The 14,552-nt window shown below is 51.1% G+C and carries 14 protein-coding genes and 5 tRNA genes; 16 read left to right on the plus strand and 3 right to left on the minus strand.

Features of this window, described 5'->3' with window-relative positions:
* Positions 1 to 125: 125 nt before the first annotated feature.
* The 11 genes from alaS (at position 126) to luxS (ending at position 7,910) form a co-directional block, all read left to right on the plus strand.
* Positions 126 to 2,753, plus strand: coding sequence for an alanine--tRNA ligase (gene alaS, locus CRO19_RS13605; RefSeq protein ID WP_097096306.1), 2,628 nt, complete (start codon positions 126 to 128; stop codon positions 2,751 to 2,753).
* Positions 2,754 to 3,002: 249 nt separating this feature from the next.
* A complete protein-coding gene (csrA, locus tag CRO19_RS13610) occupies positions 3,003 to 3,188 on the plus strand; it encodes a carbon storage regulator CsrA (protein WP_004155916.1) in 186 nt (61 codons plus the stop codon).
* Positions 3,189 to 3,503: 315 nt separating this feature from the next.
* A tRNA-Ser gene (locus CRO19_RS13615) sits at positions 3,504 to 3,596 on the plus strand.
* Positions 3,597 to 3,604: 8 nt separating this feature from the next.
* A tRNA-Arg gene (locus tag CRO19_RS13620) sits at positions 3,605 to 3,681 on the plus strand.
* A gap of 85 nt (positions 3,682 to 3,766) precedes the next feature.
* Positions 3,767 to 3,843, plus strand: a tRNA-Arg gene (locus tag CRO19_RS13625).
* A 55-nt stretch (positions 3,844 to 3,898) separates the two neighbouring features.
* Positions 3,899 to 3,975, plus strand: a tRNA-Arg gene (locus CRO19_RS13630).
* A 189-nt stretch (positions 3,976 to 4,164) separates the two neighbouring features.
* A tRNA-Arg gene (locus CRO19_RS13635) sits at positions 4,165 to 4,241 on the plus strand.
* A gap of 375 nt (positions 4,242 to 4,616) precedes the next feature.
* A complete protein-coding gene (gene yqaB, locus CRO19_RS13640) occupies positions 4,617 to 5,183 on the plus strand; it encodes a fructose-1-phosphate/6-phosphogluconate phosphatase (protein ID WP_097096307.1) in 567 nt (188 codons plus the stop codon).
* Positions 5,180 to 5,608 carry a YqaA family protein gene (locus CRO19_RS13645; protein ID WP_097096308.1) on the plus strand — a complete coding sequence of 143 codons (429 nt, stop codon included), beginning with the start codon at positions 5,180 to 5,182 and terminating at the stop codon, positions 5,606 to 5,608. Before yqaB ends, CRO19_RS13645 begins: the two co-directional genes overlap by 4 nt.
* 31 nt (positions 5,609 to 5,639) lie before the next feature.
* Positions 5,640 to 7,244, plus strand: a complete 1,605-nt coding sequence (gene gshA, locus CRO19_RS13650; RefSeq protein ID WP_097096309.1) for a glutamate--cysteine ligase — start codon at positions 5,640 to 5,642, stop codon at positions 7,242 to 7,244.
* Between the two features lie 150 nt (positions 7,245 to 7,394).
* On the plus strand, positions 7,395 to 7,910 hold the full coding sequence (gene luxS, locus CRO19_RS13655) for an S-ribosylhomocysteine lyase (RefSeq protein WP_097096310.1): 516 nt from the start codon (positions 7,395 to 7,397) through the stop codon (positions 7,908 to 7,910).
* Between the two features lie 64 nt (positions 7,911 to 7,974).
* Here luxS and CRO19_RS13660 read toward each other — a convergent pair whose 3' ends face one another.
* Together CRO19_RS13660 and CRO19_RS13665 are read right to left on the minus strand one after the other, a co-directional pair.
* On the minus strand, positions 7,975 to 9,261 hold the full coding sequence (locus tag CRO19_RS13660; RefSeq protein ID WP_097096311.1) for an HlyC/CorC family transporter: 1,287 nt from the start codon (positions 9,259 to 9,261) through the stop codon (positions 7,975 to 7,977).
* A 10-nt stretch (positions 9,262 to 9,271) separates the two neighbouring features.
* Complete coding sequence (locus CRO19_RS13665) at positions 9,272 to 10,066, minus strand: cytochrome C assembly family protein (protein WP_007893311.1); 795 nt, start codon at positions 10,064 to 10,066, stop codon at positions 9,272 to 9,274.
* Positions 10,067 to 10,233: 167 nt separating this feature from the next.
* Between CRO19_RS13665 and ffh the strand changes: the two genes are divergently transcribed.
* The 5 genes from ffh (at position 10,234) to rplS (ending at position 13,746) form a co-directional block, all read left to right on the plus strand.
* A complete protein-coding gene (gene ffh, locus CRO19_RS13670; RefSeq protein WP_097096312.1) occupies positions 10,234 to 11,595 on the plus strand; it encodes a signal recognition particle protein in 1,362 nt (453 codons plus the stop codon).
* 142 nt (positions 11,596 to 11,737) lie between these two features.
* Positions 11,738 to 11,986 (plus strand): 30S ribosomal protein S16, encoded by a 249-nt coding sequence (gene rpsP / locus CRO19_RS13675; protein ID WP_007893313.1) that lies wholly within the window; start codon positions 11,738 to 11,740, stop codon positions 11,984 to 11,986.
* An 18-nt stretch (positions 11,987 to 12,004) separates the two neighbouring features.
* Positions 12,005 to 12,553, plus strand: a complete 549-nt coding sequence (rimM, locus tag CRO19_RS13680; RefSeq protein WP_097096313.1) for a ribosome maturation factor RimM — start codon at positions 12,005 to 12,007, stop codon at positions 12,551 to 12,553.
* Positions 12,554 to 12,588: 35 nt separating this feature from the next.
* Entirely contained in the window at positions 12,589 to 13,353 is a 765-nt protein-coding gene (trmD, locus tag CRO19_RS13685) for a tRNA (guanosine(37)-N1)-methyltransferase TrmD (RefSeq protein WP_049852675.1), read from the plus strand.
* Between the two features lie 42 nt (positions 13,354 to 13,395).
* Positions 13,396 to 13,746, plus strand: coding sequence for a 50S ribosomal protein L19 (gene rplS / locus CRO19_RS13690; RefSeq protein WP_007893316.1), 351 nt, complete (start codon positions 13,396 to 13,398; stop codon positions 13,744 to 13,746).
* Between the two features lie 56 nt (positions 13,747 to 13,802).
* On the opposite strand, the gene CRO19_RS13695 is transcribed toward rplS, so the two are convergent.
* The gene (locus CRO19_RS13695) at positions 13,803 to 14,324 is read right to left on the minus strand and encodes a GNAT family N-acetyltransferase (RefSeq protein WP_097096314.1); all 522 of its coding nucleotides are present in this window, start codon (positions 14,322 to 14,324) and stop codon (positions 13,803 to 13,805) included.
* Between the last annotated feature and the right edge of the window lie 228 nt (positions 14,325 to 14,552).

A 14,552-nucleotide genomic window follows, 5' to 3' on the forward strand; every position in this document is an offset into this window, starting at 1 on the left:
GATTTTACTTCCCACTGAAGAAAATTTATCTTATTCCCACTTTTTGTTCCTCAATCAGCGGCAGGCCGGATGGATGTGGTTTGTCTGCGAAAGGGAACGTTCGTTAGCGTGATTCCAGGAATTTTATGAGCAAGAGCACTGCTGAGATCCGTCAAGCGTTTCTCGATTTTTTTCATAGCAAGGGGCATCAGGTTGTAGCTAGTAGCTCCCTCGTGCCAAACAACGATCCGACATTGCTGTTTACCAATGCCGGAATGGTCCAGTTTAAAGACGTTTTCCTCGGGCAGGACAAGCGCGACTATAGCCGTGCAACTACGTCCCAACGTTGTGTACGTGCCGGTGGCAAGCATAACGATTTAGAAAACGTGGGCTACACGGCGCGTCACCACACCTTCTTTGAAATGTTGGGCAACTTCAGCTTTGGCGATTACTTCAAGAAAGAGGCGATCGCTTATGCATGGGAACTGCTGACGGGTGAGCAGTGGTTTAAGCTGCCAAAAGAGCGTCTCTGGGTGACCGTCTATGAAACTGACGATGAAGCCTTTGAAATTTGGGCCAACGATATTGGTGTACCGCGTGAGCGTATTATCCGTATCGGTGACAACAAAGGCAGCGCCTACGCATCTGATAATTTCTGGCAGATGGGCGACACTGGCCCTTGTGGCCCGTGCACCGAGATTTTCTACGATCATGGCGATCATATCTGGGGTGGCCCTCCGGGCAGCCCGGAAGAGGATGGCGATCGTTACATCGAGATCTGGAACATCGTCTTTATGCAGTTTAACCGTCAGGCCGACGGTACCATGCAGCCGCTGCCAAAACCTTCCGTCGATACCGGTATGGGGCTGGAGCGTATTGCTGCGGTGTTGCAGCACGTTAACTCCAACTACGAAATCGACCTTTTTGCCAAATTGATCAAATCCGTTGCGCAGGTGACTGGTGCGACCGATCTGGATAATAAGTCGCTGCGCGTTATTGCTGACCATATTCGCTCTTGCGCCTTCCTGATCGCCGATGGTGTGATCCCGTCGAATGAAAACCACGGCTATGTATTGCGTCGTATCATTCGTCGCGCAGTGCGTCATGGCAACATGCTGGGGGCGAAAGATGCCTTCTTTTACAAGCTGGTAGCGCCATTGATTGAAGTGATGGGCGCAGCGGGTGAAGATCTGAAGCGTCAGCAGAAGCATGTTGAAAATGCGCTGAAAAATGAAGAAGAGCAGTTTGCTAAAACTCTGGAGCGTGGACTGGCGCTGCTGGATGATGAACTGGCGAAATTGCAGGGCGATACGCTTGACGGCGAAACGGTCTTCCGTTTGTACGATACCTTCGGCTTCCCGGCGGATCTGACGGCTGATGTGTGCCGCGAACGCAATCTGAAGATCGATGAAGCGGGCTTTGAAGCGGCAATGGAACAACAACGCCAGCGCGCGCGTGAAGCCAGTGGTTTTGGTGCTGACTACAACAATGTTATCCGCATTGACGCTGCGACCAACTTTAAAGGTTATGACCATCTGGAACTGAATGCTGTTGTTCAGGCGCTGTTCGTTGATGGCCAGCAAGTTGAGCAGATTGACGCAGGCCAGGATGCGGTTGTCGTTCTCGAGGAAACGCCATTTTACGGCGAGTCGGGTGGACAGGTTGGCGATACCGGCGTGCTGACTGGGCAGAATGCTGAATTTAGCGTTCAGGATACGCAGAAGTATGGTAAAGCAATTGGTCATATCGGTAAGCTGAGCCACGGTCAATTACGCGTTGGCGATCGTTTACATGCGCAGGTTGATGAAGCTCGCCGCGCACGCATTCGACTGAACCACTCCGCCACGCACTTGCTGCATGCTGCGCTGCGTCAGGTTTTAGGTGACCACGTTGGACAGAAAGGCTCACTGGTTAACGACAAGTATCTGCGTTTCGACTTCTCGCATTTTGAGGCGATGAAGCCGCAGGAAATCCGTCAGGTTGAGGATATTGTCAATGCGCAGATTCGCCGCAACCTTGCGGTTGAAACGGAGATCATGGACCTCGACGACGCGAAACAGAAAGGCGCAATGGCGCTGTTTGGCGAGAAATATGATCAGCGCGTCCGTGTGCTGACCATGGGCGATTTCTCTACCGAGCTGTGTGGTGGTATCCACGCACTTCGTACCGGTGATATCGGTCTGTTCCGTATTCAGTCTGAATCGGGTACTGCGGCCGGTGTACGTCGTATCGAAGCCGTAACGGGTGAAGGCGCACTGGCGCAAATTAATGCGCAGAGCCAACAGTTGCAGGATGTCGCGCAGCTGGTGAAGGCCAACAGCAGTAATCTCAACGAGAAAGTGCGCGGCCTGGTTGATCACGTCCGCGCGCTGGAAAAAGAGTTACAACAACTTCGCGATCAGCAAGCAGCGCAGGAAAGCGCTTCACTGAGCAGCAAAGCAGTTGAAATTAAAGGCACTAAGTTGTTAGTGAAAGAACTGAGCAATGTTGAGCCAAAAATGTTGCGTACCATGGTTGACGATCTGAAAAACCAGTTAGGTTCTGCCATTATCGTGCTGGCAACCGTTGATGAAGGAAAAGTTTCACTGATTGCTGGCGTGACCAAAGATCTCACTGACCGCGTAAAAGCTGGCGAACTGGTGGGCGAACTGGCCTCTCAGGTTGGCGGTAAAGGCGGTGGTCGCCCAGATATGGCTCAGGCAGGCGGAACCGATCCGCAGGCGCTGGCTGGCGCGCTGGCTGGCGTGCAGGAATGGGTCAGTAACCGACTGTAACGTATAAAACTTCGCATTGTGATAAGCGCCAGAAGCCCGTTTTCTGGCGCTTTTTTAACGCGGTGCGCACCAGGTAATGACAAAGTCCGGTTGATGTAGTGTATTTCGGCTAAACTAACTATCAGCAGAATGTATTGGCATGGCGAAGCACAATGGTGTATTTGTCATAGGCATTGTTCAGCGTTATATGATGGATACGGCCGGGAGACCGAACAAGCCCGACTCTTTTAATCTTTCAAGGAGCAAAGAATGCTTATTCTAACTCGTCGAGTTGGTGAAACCCTCATGATTGGCGATGAGGTGACTGTAACGGTGCTGGGTGTTAAGGGTAACCAAGTCCGCATTGGTGTTAACGCGCCTAAAGAAGTTTCGGTACATCGCGAAGAGATCTATCAGCGTATTCAAGCCGAAAAAACTCAGCAAACGAGTTACTAACGGATTCAGCGCCTCGCTAATCAGCGAGGCGCTACCGGTTTCCTCTATCTTTCTGCCTTTTCTCTCTCTTTCTCTCTCATCTTCCTTTCGCGTTCCTGAATGTCTTTGTTCCCATTTTATTATCTGTAATGTCCTTTCTTTGTTGATAAATCACTCTTTTTGTCGTCAAAACATCCGAATTGAGTGTCATTTGTGCAATCAAACAAATGGCTGGAAATAAATGTTTGACTTATAAGTCCGGGAAAGTAATATGTGCGCCACGCAGTGCCGATGAGCAGAAACAAGTTCAGAAGCACGGTTCGGAAGAACGCGTAAGGTGAGGTGGCCGAGAGGCTGAAGGCGCTCCCCTGCTAAGGGAGTATGCGGTCAAAAGCTGCATCCGGGGTTCGAATCCCCGCCTCACCGCCATTTCCGATGCATCCATAGCTCAGCTGGATAGAGTACTCGGCTACGAACCGAGCGGTCGGAGGTTCGAATCCTCCTGGATGCACCATTCGGAAAGATGAAGTAAGAATGAACGAGCAGTTCCTTTCATGGTGAGTTGTTAGCACCCTGCGTTGTACAAGAATTAATTCGATGCATCCATAGCTCAGCTGGATAGAGTACTCGGCTACGAACCGAGCGGTCGGAGGTTCGAATCCTCCTGGATGCACCATTCTTCGTATCATCCTCAGGTTGTTTCAGTTAGTCCATCGTAAGAAAACCTCAATGCATCCATAGCTCAGCTGGATAGAGTACTCGGCTACGAACCGAGCGGTCGGAGGTTCGAATCCTCCTGGATGCACCATATTCTCGGATATGGAAAGTGCCTCAGTGTGTCATGACGTGATAAACGTTCAGTAAGCACTAAGGAGGATAACGTTGCTTTAGCAACGGCCCGAAGGGCAAGGCGATAGCCGAGTAATCCTCCTGGATGCACCATTCTTCGTATCATCCTCAGGTTGTTTCAGTTAGTCCATCGTAAGAAAACCTCAATGCATCCATAGCTCAGCTGGATAGAGTACTCGGCTACGAACCGAGCGGTCGGAGGTTCGAATCCTCCTGGATGCACCATATTCTCGGATATGGAAAGTGCCTCAGTGTGTCATGACGTGATAAACGTTCAGTAAGCACTAAGGAGGATAACGTTGCTTTAGCAACGGCCCGAAGGGCGAGCGATAGCCGAGTAATCCTCCTGGATGCACCATCACTTCTTCAATATCTCTCAGTTTTTGACACTCAGTTTCTGAATCCTCCAACATCAATCTCTCAGTCCACTAAAAAACGCTGTAATTACCGCCGTTTATCCCCGGCATTGCACTCTGACCTTTTTCCTAAAACGAAAAATGCTAATGCTTTCAAAGCATTTGCGGTTAAGCGCGCCTGGCGACAACCTGAGCGCATTAAGCTAAAGTAATGGCTCATTTTGTGGTACTCGACGGAGTGACAATGTACGACCAATATGACGCCCTGATTTTCGATATGGACGGCACCATTCTCGATACTGAGCCGACACATCGAAAAGCCTGGCAGCAGGTGTTGAGCCGCTATGGTTTCACCATGGATGAAGAAAAAATGGTGGGTTTCAACGGTGCGCCAACCTGGCAACTGGCGCAGTTCATTGTTGAGCAGAATAATGCCAGTCACGATCCACATCTGCTGGCGGCGGAAAAAACCGCTGCACTGAAAGCAATGCTGTTGGATGATGTGCGCCCGCTTCCGTTGATGGACGTCGTCAAGGCTTATCATGGTCGTCGTCCGATGGCGGTAGGCACCGGCAGCGAGCACAGTCTGGCGAAAGCACTGCTTGAAGAGTTAGGTGTTTACCACCTGTTTGATGCGGTTGTCGGGGCTGATGACGTACAGCGTCATAAACCGCAACCGGATACCTTTTTACGCTGCGCCGAATTGATGGGTATCGCGCCCGAGCGCTGTGTGGTGTTTGAGGATGCTGACTTTGGCGTACAAGCCGCTAAAGCAGCAGGCATGGACGTGGTTGATGTCCGTTTACTGTGAATGAATTCCTGACCTATGGATCGTTATTCGGCAGTAGCTTTCTGAGCGCAACCCTGTTACCGGGAAGCTCGGAAGCAGTGCTGGTAGCACTGCTGATCGCTCAAAAGGGCTCGGTTTATGGATTGTTATTGGCCGCATCAGTGGGAAACACGCTGGGTGGCCTGACCAACATTCTTCTTGGTCGCCTGATGCCGCTTAAAAAGCAAGGGCGATGGCACGACACAGCAATGACGTGGTTACACCGATTGGGACCTGCAGCACTGATTTTTAGCTGGCTGCCGGTAGTGGGCGACTTACTTTGCGTGCTTGCAGGTTGGTTACGCTTTGCCTGGCTGCCTTCGGTGCTGTTCCTCACCATCGGTAAAACGCTGCGTTATATCGTTATCGCGACTGCCACCTTACAAACTTTGCAATGGTGGCATTGATTCGCACAGATTCGAGGCTACGGTTAACATTATGCTGAACAAAAATAAATTATTCACACAGCGGGAGGTTAATGTGATCCCGGACGTATCAAAGGCGCTTTCCTGGCTGGAAGCGCATCCTGACGCGTTAAAGGGTATCGGCCGTGGTATTGAGCGCGAATCATTACGCGTCAAGCCCGATGGTCACCTGGCAACGACAGGACATCCTGAGTCACTCGGTTCCGCGCTCAAGCACGATTGGATTACCACCGATTTTGCTGAAACGCTGATGGAGTTCATCACGCCAGTTGATCAGGACATCGATCGATCGCTGGCCTTCCTGCGTGATATTCACCGTCATGTGGCGCGTGAATTGGGCGAGGAACGTTTGTGGCCGTTTAGCATGCCTGGCTACATTGATGACGTTAATAGCATTGAGCTAGCGCAGTATGGCAGCTCGAATATCGGCAAAATGAAAACGTTGTATCGACAGGGGCTTAAAAACCGTTACAGCGCGCTAATGCAGATCATCTCTGGCGTGCATTACAACTTTTCGCTGCCGCTGTCGTTCTGGCAGGAATGGGCGGATGTGAAAGATGCAGAAAGCGGTAAAGAGACCATCTCTGCTGGCTATCTGCGCTTAATTCGCAACTATTATCGCTTTGGCTGGGTGATTCCGTATCTGTTTGGTGCATCACCGGCAATCTGCTCCTCTTTCCTGCAGGGGCGTGAAAGTACGTTGCCGTTTGAAACTGATGGCAAGGGGACGTTGTGGCTACCTCACGCTACGTCATTGCGCTTAAGCGATCTGGGTTACACCAATAAATCGCAGAGCGGATTAGGCATCACCTTCAACTCGCTGGAAGGCTACGTAGCGGCTCTGAAAGCAGCGATTAAAACGCCGTCGGAAGAGTATGCGGCGATGGGCACCAAAGATGCCGAAGGCAACTGGCTACAGCTGAATACCAATGTACTGCAGATTGAAAATGAGCTGTATGCGCCGATTCGTCCGAAACGCGTGACGCGTTCAGGCGAGGCACCGTCCGATGCGTTGCTGCGCGGCGGTATCGAATACATAGAAGTGCGCTCACTGGATATCAACCCATTCTCCGCAATCGGTGTAGATGCCGATCAGGCACGTTTCCTCGATCTGTTCCTGATTTGGTGTACGCTGGCCGATGCGCCAGAAATGAGTTCAGATGAGCTTCTGTGTACGCGTAATAACTGGAATCGCGTCGTGATGGAAGGGCGTAAGCCGGGTCAGGTTATTGCTGTGGGCTGTAGCGAAACAGAACACACGCTGGTTGAAGTGGGCAAGGCTCTGTTTGCCGATCTGCGTCGCGTGGCGGAAGTCCTCGACAGCAATCATGGCAACACGCAATATCAACAGGTTTGCGATCAACTGGTGGCATCATTTGACGATCCTGAGCTAACCTATTCGGCGCGCATCCTTCATGCCATCAAAGAAAACGGTTTGACCGGCGCAGGCGTGGCATTGGCGGAACAATATCGTCATCTGTTGTGCGAGGAGTCGCTAGAAATTCTTACTGAAGATGATTTTAGTCGTCAGGCGCGGGAATCGGTACAGGCACAAGAGAAGCTGGAAGAGAGCGATACGCTGGATTTCGAAAGCTACCTTGCAGGTCGCGAAGGCTAGAAAAGAAAATGGCCACATCAATGTGGCCAAAATTAACATCTCTGTTGTCAGGGATGATGATAACAAATGCGCGTCTTTCATATATTCAGACGTTGGGCGAACAGAAAAGTTTCATCGTTTTAAAAAAAATTCCAAAACAGGAGGTGACGTATGCCACTACTGGATAGTTTTACTGTTGATCACACCATCATGGGCGCACCCGCAGTGCGCGTAGCAAAAACCATGAAGACTCCGCATGGCGATACCATCACCGTTTTCGACCTGCGTTTCTGCCGTCCGAATATCGACATTCTGACTGAGCGTGGCATTCATACGCTGGAGCATCTGTTTGCCGGCTTTATGCGTAATCACCTGAATGGTGATGGCGTAGAAATCGTTGATATCTCGCCAATGGGCTGCCGCACCGGTTTCTACATGAGCCTGATTGGTACGCCTGACGAGCAGCGCGTGGCAAAAGCCTGGAAAGGCGCGATGGAAGATGTGCTGAAGGTTAAAGAGCAGAGCCAGATTCCTGAACTGAACGAATACCAATGCGGTAGCTACAAGCTGCACTCACTGGATGAAGCGCAGCAGATCGCGCGCAATGTGCTGGCTCACGACATTGGCGTGAACCGCAACGAAGATCTGAAGCTGCCGGCTGAGAAGTTGAAAGAGCTGCACATTTAGTTGAAATGGTGCTTATGCACAATGAAAAACGCCGCGATTATCGCGGCGTTTTTGTTTGCTGACTTCAGGATCCAATGGAGGATTTCAGCGCATGATGCGGCGTGATGCGTATCTGCTTAACCATGTTGTCCTGCACATCGAGGATATCAATATCGTAAGCACCTAGCGTAACGCGCGTATCGACCAGCGGAATCTCTTCCAGCGCTTCCAGCAGCATGCCGTTAATGGTGCGGGCATCCTCTTCCGGCAATGTCCAGTTGAAGGCTTTATTGATTTCACGCACGTTGGCGCTGCCTTCAATGATAACGGAGCCGTCATTCTGCGGCATCACCTCTTCGGCGAGAGACGGCGACATTGAAGTGGTGAAATCGCCCACGATCTCTTCCAGAATGTCTTCAATGGTCACTAATCCTTTGATATCACCATATTCATCCACGACAAGACCGACTTTCTTCTTATTACGCTGAAATTTTACCAGCTGTACGTTAAGCGGCGTGCCTTCAGGCACATAGTAAATTTCATCGGCAGCACGCAACAGACGATCTTTGTTGAACTCTTTTTTCTCGGTCATCATGCGCCATGCTTCACGTACGCGCAGCATGCCGACGCAATCGTCCAGTGAATCGCGGAACAGAACGATGCGTCCATGTGGCGAATGACTAAGTTGACGCACAATGGATTTCCAGTCGTCATTAACGTTGATGCCGACGATTTCATTGCGTGGCACCATAATGTCGTCCACGCTGACTTTCTCCAGATCGAGTACTGAGAGCAGCATGTCCTGATTGCGACGCGACATCAGCGAGCGTGACTCATGCACAATGGTGCGCAGCTCTTCTTTGCTGAGCGCTGAATTGATTGAACCATCGGTTTTAATGCCCACCATACGCATTAAAATCTTGGTGATGGTATTCAGCAGCCACACCAGCGGCAGCATCACATATTGCAGTGGCGCCAGTAACACACTGCTTGGATAGGCCACCTTCTCTGGATAGAGCGCAGCAATCGTCTTCGGCAGCACTTCAGCAAATACCAGCACCACAAACGTCAGGATACCGGTAGCAATCGCTACGCCAGCATCGCCATACAGGCGCATACCAACAATAGTGCCGAGAGCGGAAGCGAGGATATTGACGAGGTTGTTGCCGATTAAAACCAGGCTGATCAGGCGATCGGGGCGACGCAGTAATTTTTCCACACGGCGTGCGCCGCGGTTACCGCTTTTCGCTTTATGGCGCAGTTTGTAACGGTTGAGCGTCATCATACCGGTCTCTGAACCGGAGAAATACGCAGAGACCAGCACCATGATGACCAGCGTAATGATCAGCGTGGTGGTTGAAACGTGTTCCAACACAAAATCCTTAGTGAGATGTGAGCAGGTGCTGAAGCACGCGACTGCCAAAGTAGGCCATGGTCAGCAGCAGCGCACCGCCGCAGTTAAACCATACGACGCGGCGTCCGCGCCAGCCTTCGTGATAGTGTCCCCAGAGCAAAACAATATAGACAAACCAGGCAATGATGGAGAGAACCGCCTTATCCACGTTCTCGGCGCTAAACAGGTTGTGCATAAAGAACAGACCGGTGCAGAGCACCAGCGTTAATAGCACCACGCCGATTTGCGTAATGTGAAACATCTTACGCTCAATACTGAGCAGCGGTGGCATATCCTGGGTGAAAGCCAGCTTCTTATTTTTCAGCTGGTAGTCAATCCACGCCAACTGCAATGCATAAAGTGCAGCAATAATTAGCGTGGCATAGGCAAACAGCGACAGGCCGATGTGCACCATCATGCCCGGAGTGGTTTCCAGATGAGTGATAAAGGCATTCGGCACAAAAGTGGCAAAGGCCAGATTGATCAGCGCAAAGCCGTAAACAATCGGTAGCAGCAGCCAGCCGCGATTACGCGAGGCGACAATCGTCATGATGGCGCAGATCAGCAGGCTAACTAACGAGCCAATATTCAGCAGGCTAAGGTTTTGCCCGTTATCGACGGCAAAAATGCGCTGCTGCAAGGCAACGGCGTGCGCAATCAGCGCCACGCAGGCTGAAAGTACGGCAAAACGACGCCAGCCACCATTGCGTTTAAGCAGGCTGGGAATGATCAATGCAAGGCTGAGGGAGTAGGCGAACAGCGCCACGATCGCGAAAACGAACATAGATCCTTTCAGGTATCGGTCAGATAAGGAAAAAAGCAGTATAGCGCCAGCAGCAGCAGGCTCCAAACGATCTGACGGTCAATTGCAGAGATCGCTCCATCTTCGTGTTATAATCCGCCGCATTGTGTCGCCTATGGCGGCCTCGCTACGGTTCTAAGTGAGAGAGCATGTTTGATAATTTAACCGATCGTTTGTCGCAAACCCTGCGCAATATCAGCGGCCGCGGAAGGCTGACCGAAGACAACATCAAAGACACACTGCGTGAAGTACGCATGGCGCTACTGGAAGCCGACGTTGCGCTGCCGGTGGTACGTGAATTTATTAATCGCGTAAAAGAAGCCGCCGTTGGCCACGATGTGAACAAAAGCCTGACGCCAGGCCAGGAGTTCATCAAAATCGTGCGCAACGAACTGGTTGCGGCGATGGGCGCCGAAAACAATGCGCTCAATCTGAATGCGCAGCCGCCAGCCGTGGTGCTGATGGCGGGTTTGCAGGGTGCCGGTAAAACGACCAGCGTGGCGAAACTGGGTAAATTCTTGCGCGAGAAGCACAAGAAGAAAGTCTTAGTGGTTTCTGCTGACGTTTATCGCCCCGCGGCGATCAAACAGTTAGAAACCCTGGCACAGCAGGTTGGCGTCGATTTCTGCCCATCTGATTTGAGCCAGAAGCCAGTTGATATTGTTCAGAACGCGCTGAAAGAAGCCAAACTGCAATTCTACGATGTGCTGCTGGTGGATACCGCCGGTCGTTTACACGTTGATGAAGCGATGATGGATGAAATCAAACAGGTACACGCCGCGATTAATCCGGTGGAAACCCTGTTTGTGGTCGATGCGATGACGGGTCAGGATGCCGCCAATACGGCAAAAGCCTTCAATGAAGCGCTGCCGCTGACCGGTGTCATCTTGACGAAAGTCGACGGTGATGCGCGCGGTGGTGCGGCGCTGTCGATTCGCCACATTACCGGCAAGCCAATCAAATTCATGGGGATGGGCGAGAAGACTGAGGCGCTGGAAGCATTCTATCCAGACCGTATCGCGTCGCGCATTCTCGGCATGGGCGATGTGCTGTCGCTGATTGAAGATATCGAAAGCAAAGTTGACCGCGATCAGGCGGAGAAACTGGCTAAGAAGTTGAAAACCGGCGACGGTTTCGATCTCAACGACTTCCTTGAGCAGCTGAAGCAGATGCGCAACATGGGCGGTATGGCGAGCCTGATGGGCAAACTGCCGGGCATGGGTCAACTGCCTGATAACGTTAAATCGCAGATGGATGACAAAGTACTGGTTCGCATGGAAGCCATCATCAACTCGATGACGCGTAAAGAGCGTGAGAAGCCAGAAATCATCAAGGGTTCGCGCAAACGTCGTATTGCGCTGGGCTCGGGCATGCAGGTGCAAGACGTCAATCGATTGCTGAAACAGTTCGATGATATGCAGCGCATGATGAAGAAAATGAAGAAAGGCGGCATGGCCAAAATGATGCGTGGCATGAAAGGTATGATGCCGCCTGGATTCCCTGGTCGCTAACGCGACCGCCGAAAAGCCGGAAATTTAGCACGCTCAGGTTGCTTTTTGCGCCAAAATGAGTAAAATTTTCGGGCTTTTTATATCGCGCTCGGGCCCCGTTCCTCGATGGGGCCCGAGCGCTTTATTAACTAATGAGGATGTTATGGTAACAATTCGTTTGGCACGTCACGGCGCTAAAAAGCGTCCGTTCTATCAGGTCGTCGTTACTGACAGCCGCAATGCGCGTAACGGTCGTTTCATCGAGCGCGTAGGTTTCTTCAACCCGATCGCTTCTGGTCAGGCTGAAGGTCTGCGTCTGGATCTGGACCGTATTGAGCACTGGGTTGGCCAGGGCGCAACGCTTTCTGATCGCGTTAACGCGCTGATCAAAGAAGCAAAAAAAGCAGCTTAATCTGTCACGGTGGTGAGCATGAGCATTAAACCTGCCGGGCAGCCTCCCGTTAACCCGATCGTATTGGGAAAAATGGGTGCGGCTTACGGCATTCGAGGTTGGCTCAAAGTGTTTTCCTCCACTGAAGACGCTGAAAGCATCTTCGACTACCAACCCTGGTTCATCCAGCGCGCCGGTAAATGGCAGCAGGTCGAACTTGAGGGCTGGAAGCACCACAATCAGGACTTGATCATCAAAGTCACAGGCATTGACGATCGGGACGCTGCGGCGCAGTTAACCAATTGCGAAATCACGGTTGACTCCACGCAGCTGCCAGCGCTGGAAGCAGGCGATTACTACTGGAAAGACCTTATGGGTATGAAAGTAGTCAACCTCGAAGGCTATGAGATGGGCAAAGTCATTGATTTGATGGAAACCGGATCAAACGACGTTCTCGTCGTTAAGGCAAACCTGAAGGATGCATTTGGTGCGCAAGAGCGGTTAATTCCGTTTCTTGATGAACAGGTTATCAAGAAAGTCGATCTCTCTACTGGCCTTATTGAAGTAGATTGGGATCCTGGTTTTTGATCTCCGGACAATCCGGTAACGTAACGGCGAACGCGATGTGGATTGGTGTTATTAGCCTGTTTCCAGAGATGTTTCGCGCTATTACCGAGTACGGGGTAACTGGCCGGGCAGTAAAAAATGGCCTGCTCAACATTCAAAGCTGGAGTCCTCGTGACTTCACGCACGACCGGCACCGTACCGTGGACGACCGTCCTTACGGCGGCGGACCGGGAATGTTGATGATGGTGCAACCCTTACGGGATGCCATCTCCGCAGCGAAAGCGGCGGCGGGAGAGGGCGCTAAGGTGATTTATCTTTCACCTCAGGGGCGCAAACTGGACCAACAGGGCGTTTGCGAGCTGGCGACGAATCAGAAGTTGATTCTGGTTTGTGGTCGTTACGAAGGGATAGATGAGCGCGTAATTCACACTGAGATTGACGAAGAATGGTCAATCGGTGATTACGTTCTCAGTGGCGGTGAGCTGCCAGCCATGACGTTAATTGACTCGGTCGCCAGGTTTATTCCCGGCGTGTTGGGGAAACAGGCGTCAGCCGATGAGGATTCGTTCTCGGATGGTTTGCTGGATTGCCCGCACTACACCCGACCTGAAGTGTTAGAAGGGATGGAGGTTCCGCCAGTTTTACTGTCGGGCAACCATGCCGATATTCGCCGCTGGCGTCTGAAACAGTCGTTAGGCCGTACCTGGCTAAGAAGACCTGAACTTCTGGAAAACCTGGCTCTGACTGAAGAGCAAGCACGGTTGCTAAATGAGTTCCAGCGTGAACATCAGCAGCAACAAAACGATGAGGCGGGAGAGTAATCTTCCCTCACTATCAGTTTACCCAGGATAAGAGATTTAATTATGAGCAACATTATCAAGCAACTTGAACAAGAGCAGATGAAGCAGGACGTACCTTCATTCCGTCCGGGTGATTCCGTGGAAGTGAAAGTATGGGTCGTAGAAGGTTCTAAGAAGCGTCTGCAGGCATTCGAGGGCGTGGTTATCGCTATTCGTAACCGCGGTCTGCATTCTGCATTCACTGTTCGTAAGATTTCTAACGGCGAAGGTGTTGAGCGTGTCTTCCAGACTCACTCACCAGTAATTGACAGCATTGCTGTTAAACGTCGTGGTGCTGTGCGTAAAGCCAAACTGTATTACCTGCGTGAGCGTACCGGTAAGTCTGCTCGTATCAAAGAGCGTCTTGGCGCGTAAGCGACTTCTCAAAGTTAATAGCAAACAAGGGGTTGGCCATTTGGCCAGCCCCTTTTTTATTGGCGCTGCAAATGATAAATCGCGGTGTTGACGGCTCCGCTCTCTAGAATGATCAGTCCATAGCGATAATCGACAAACTTAAAGCCACTGCGTAATGCCACTGCGCGACTAGCATGATTATTTTCCGCCGCCAGAATCTCTAACTGATTAATGTGCGGATGCTGAAAAGCAAACTTGACCAGTTGCTCTACCGCGCGGGTTGCTACCCCTTGCCGTTGAGCATCGCTACGCACCCAATATCCTAATGCGCTAAATTCGCCCGGCTGCCTCGCGAAGCGAATACCGGCACCGCCTAATAGTCGATCGCTACCATCGACGATGGCGAACTCTTCTGCCTCACCTTTACTGCGTTGGAGCTCAGTGAAATCGATCCAACTGGCCGCTTCATCACTACGATAATCATCGTGTGCCCAAGCCATCCAGGGCTTAAGGCTGCTAAGAGATTCGTTTACGGCATGCGTGAATTCATCGATATCCTGCCGGGTGAAGGGGCGTAATTTTACTAAAGATATAGACATGACCTCTCCTGAAAAATAAATGAATAACATAATGTTATCTGCCTTTTTGCCTAAGGTCATCATCAAAAGCCGATGGGTTGTAATTTATTGTTTACACTATCGGATTGGGTGATTTGTAATTATGTTGCTGATATTTATTAAAATAAATATGCTTCTTGTGCGTTTTTATTTTAGTGGTAATAAAAGTGTACGCTTGTGGATTGCATGGCGTACATGTTGTGGTAAAGT

The sequence above is a fragment of the Candidatus Pantoea floridensis genome, assembly GCF_900215435.1.
Lineage (GTDB): Bacteria > Pseudomonadota > Gammaproteobacteria > Enterobacterales > Enterobacteriaceae > Pantoea > Pantoea floridensis.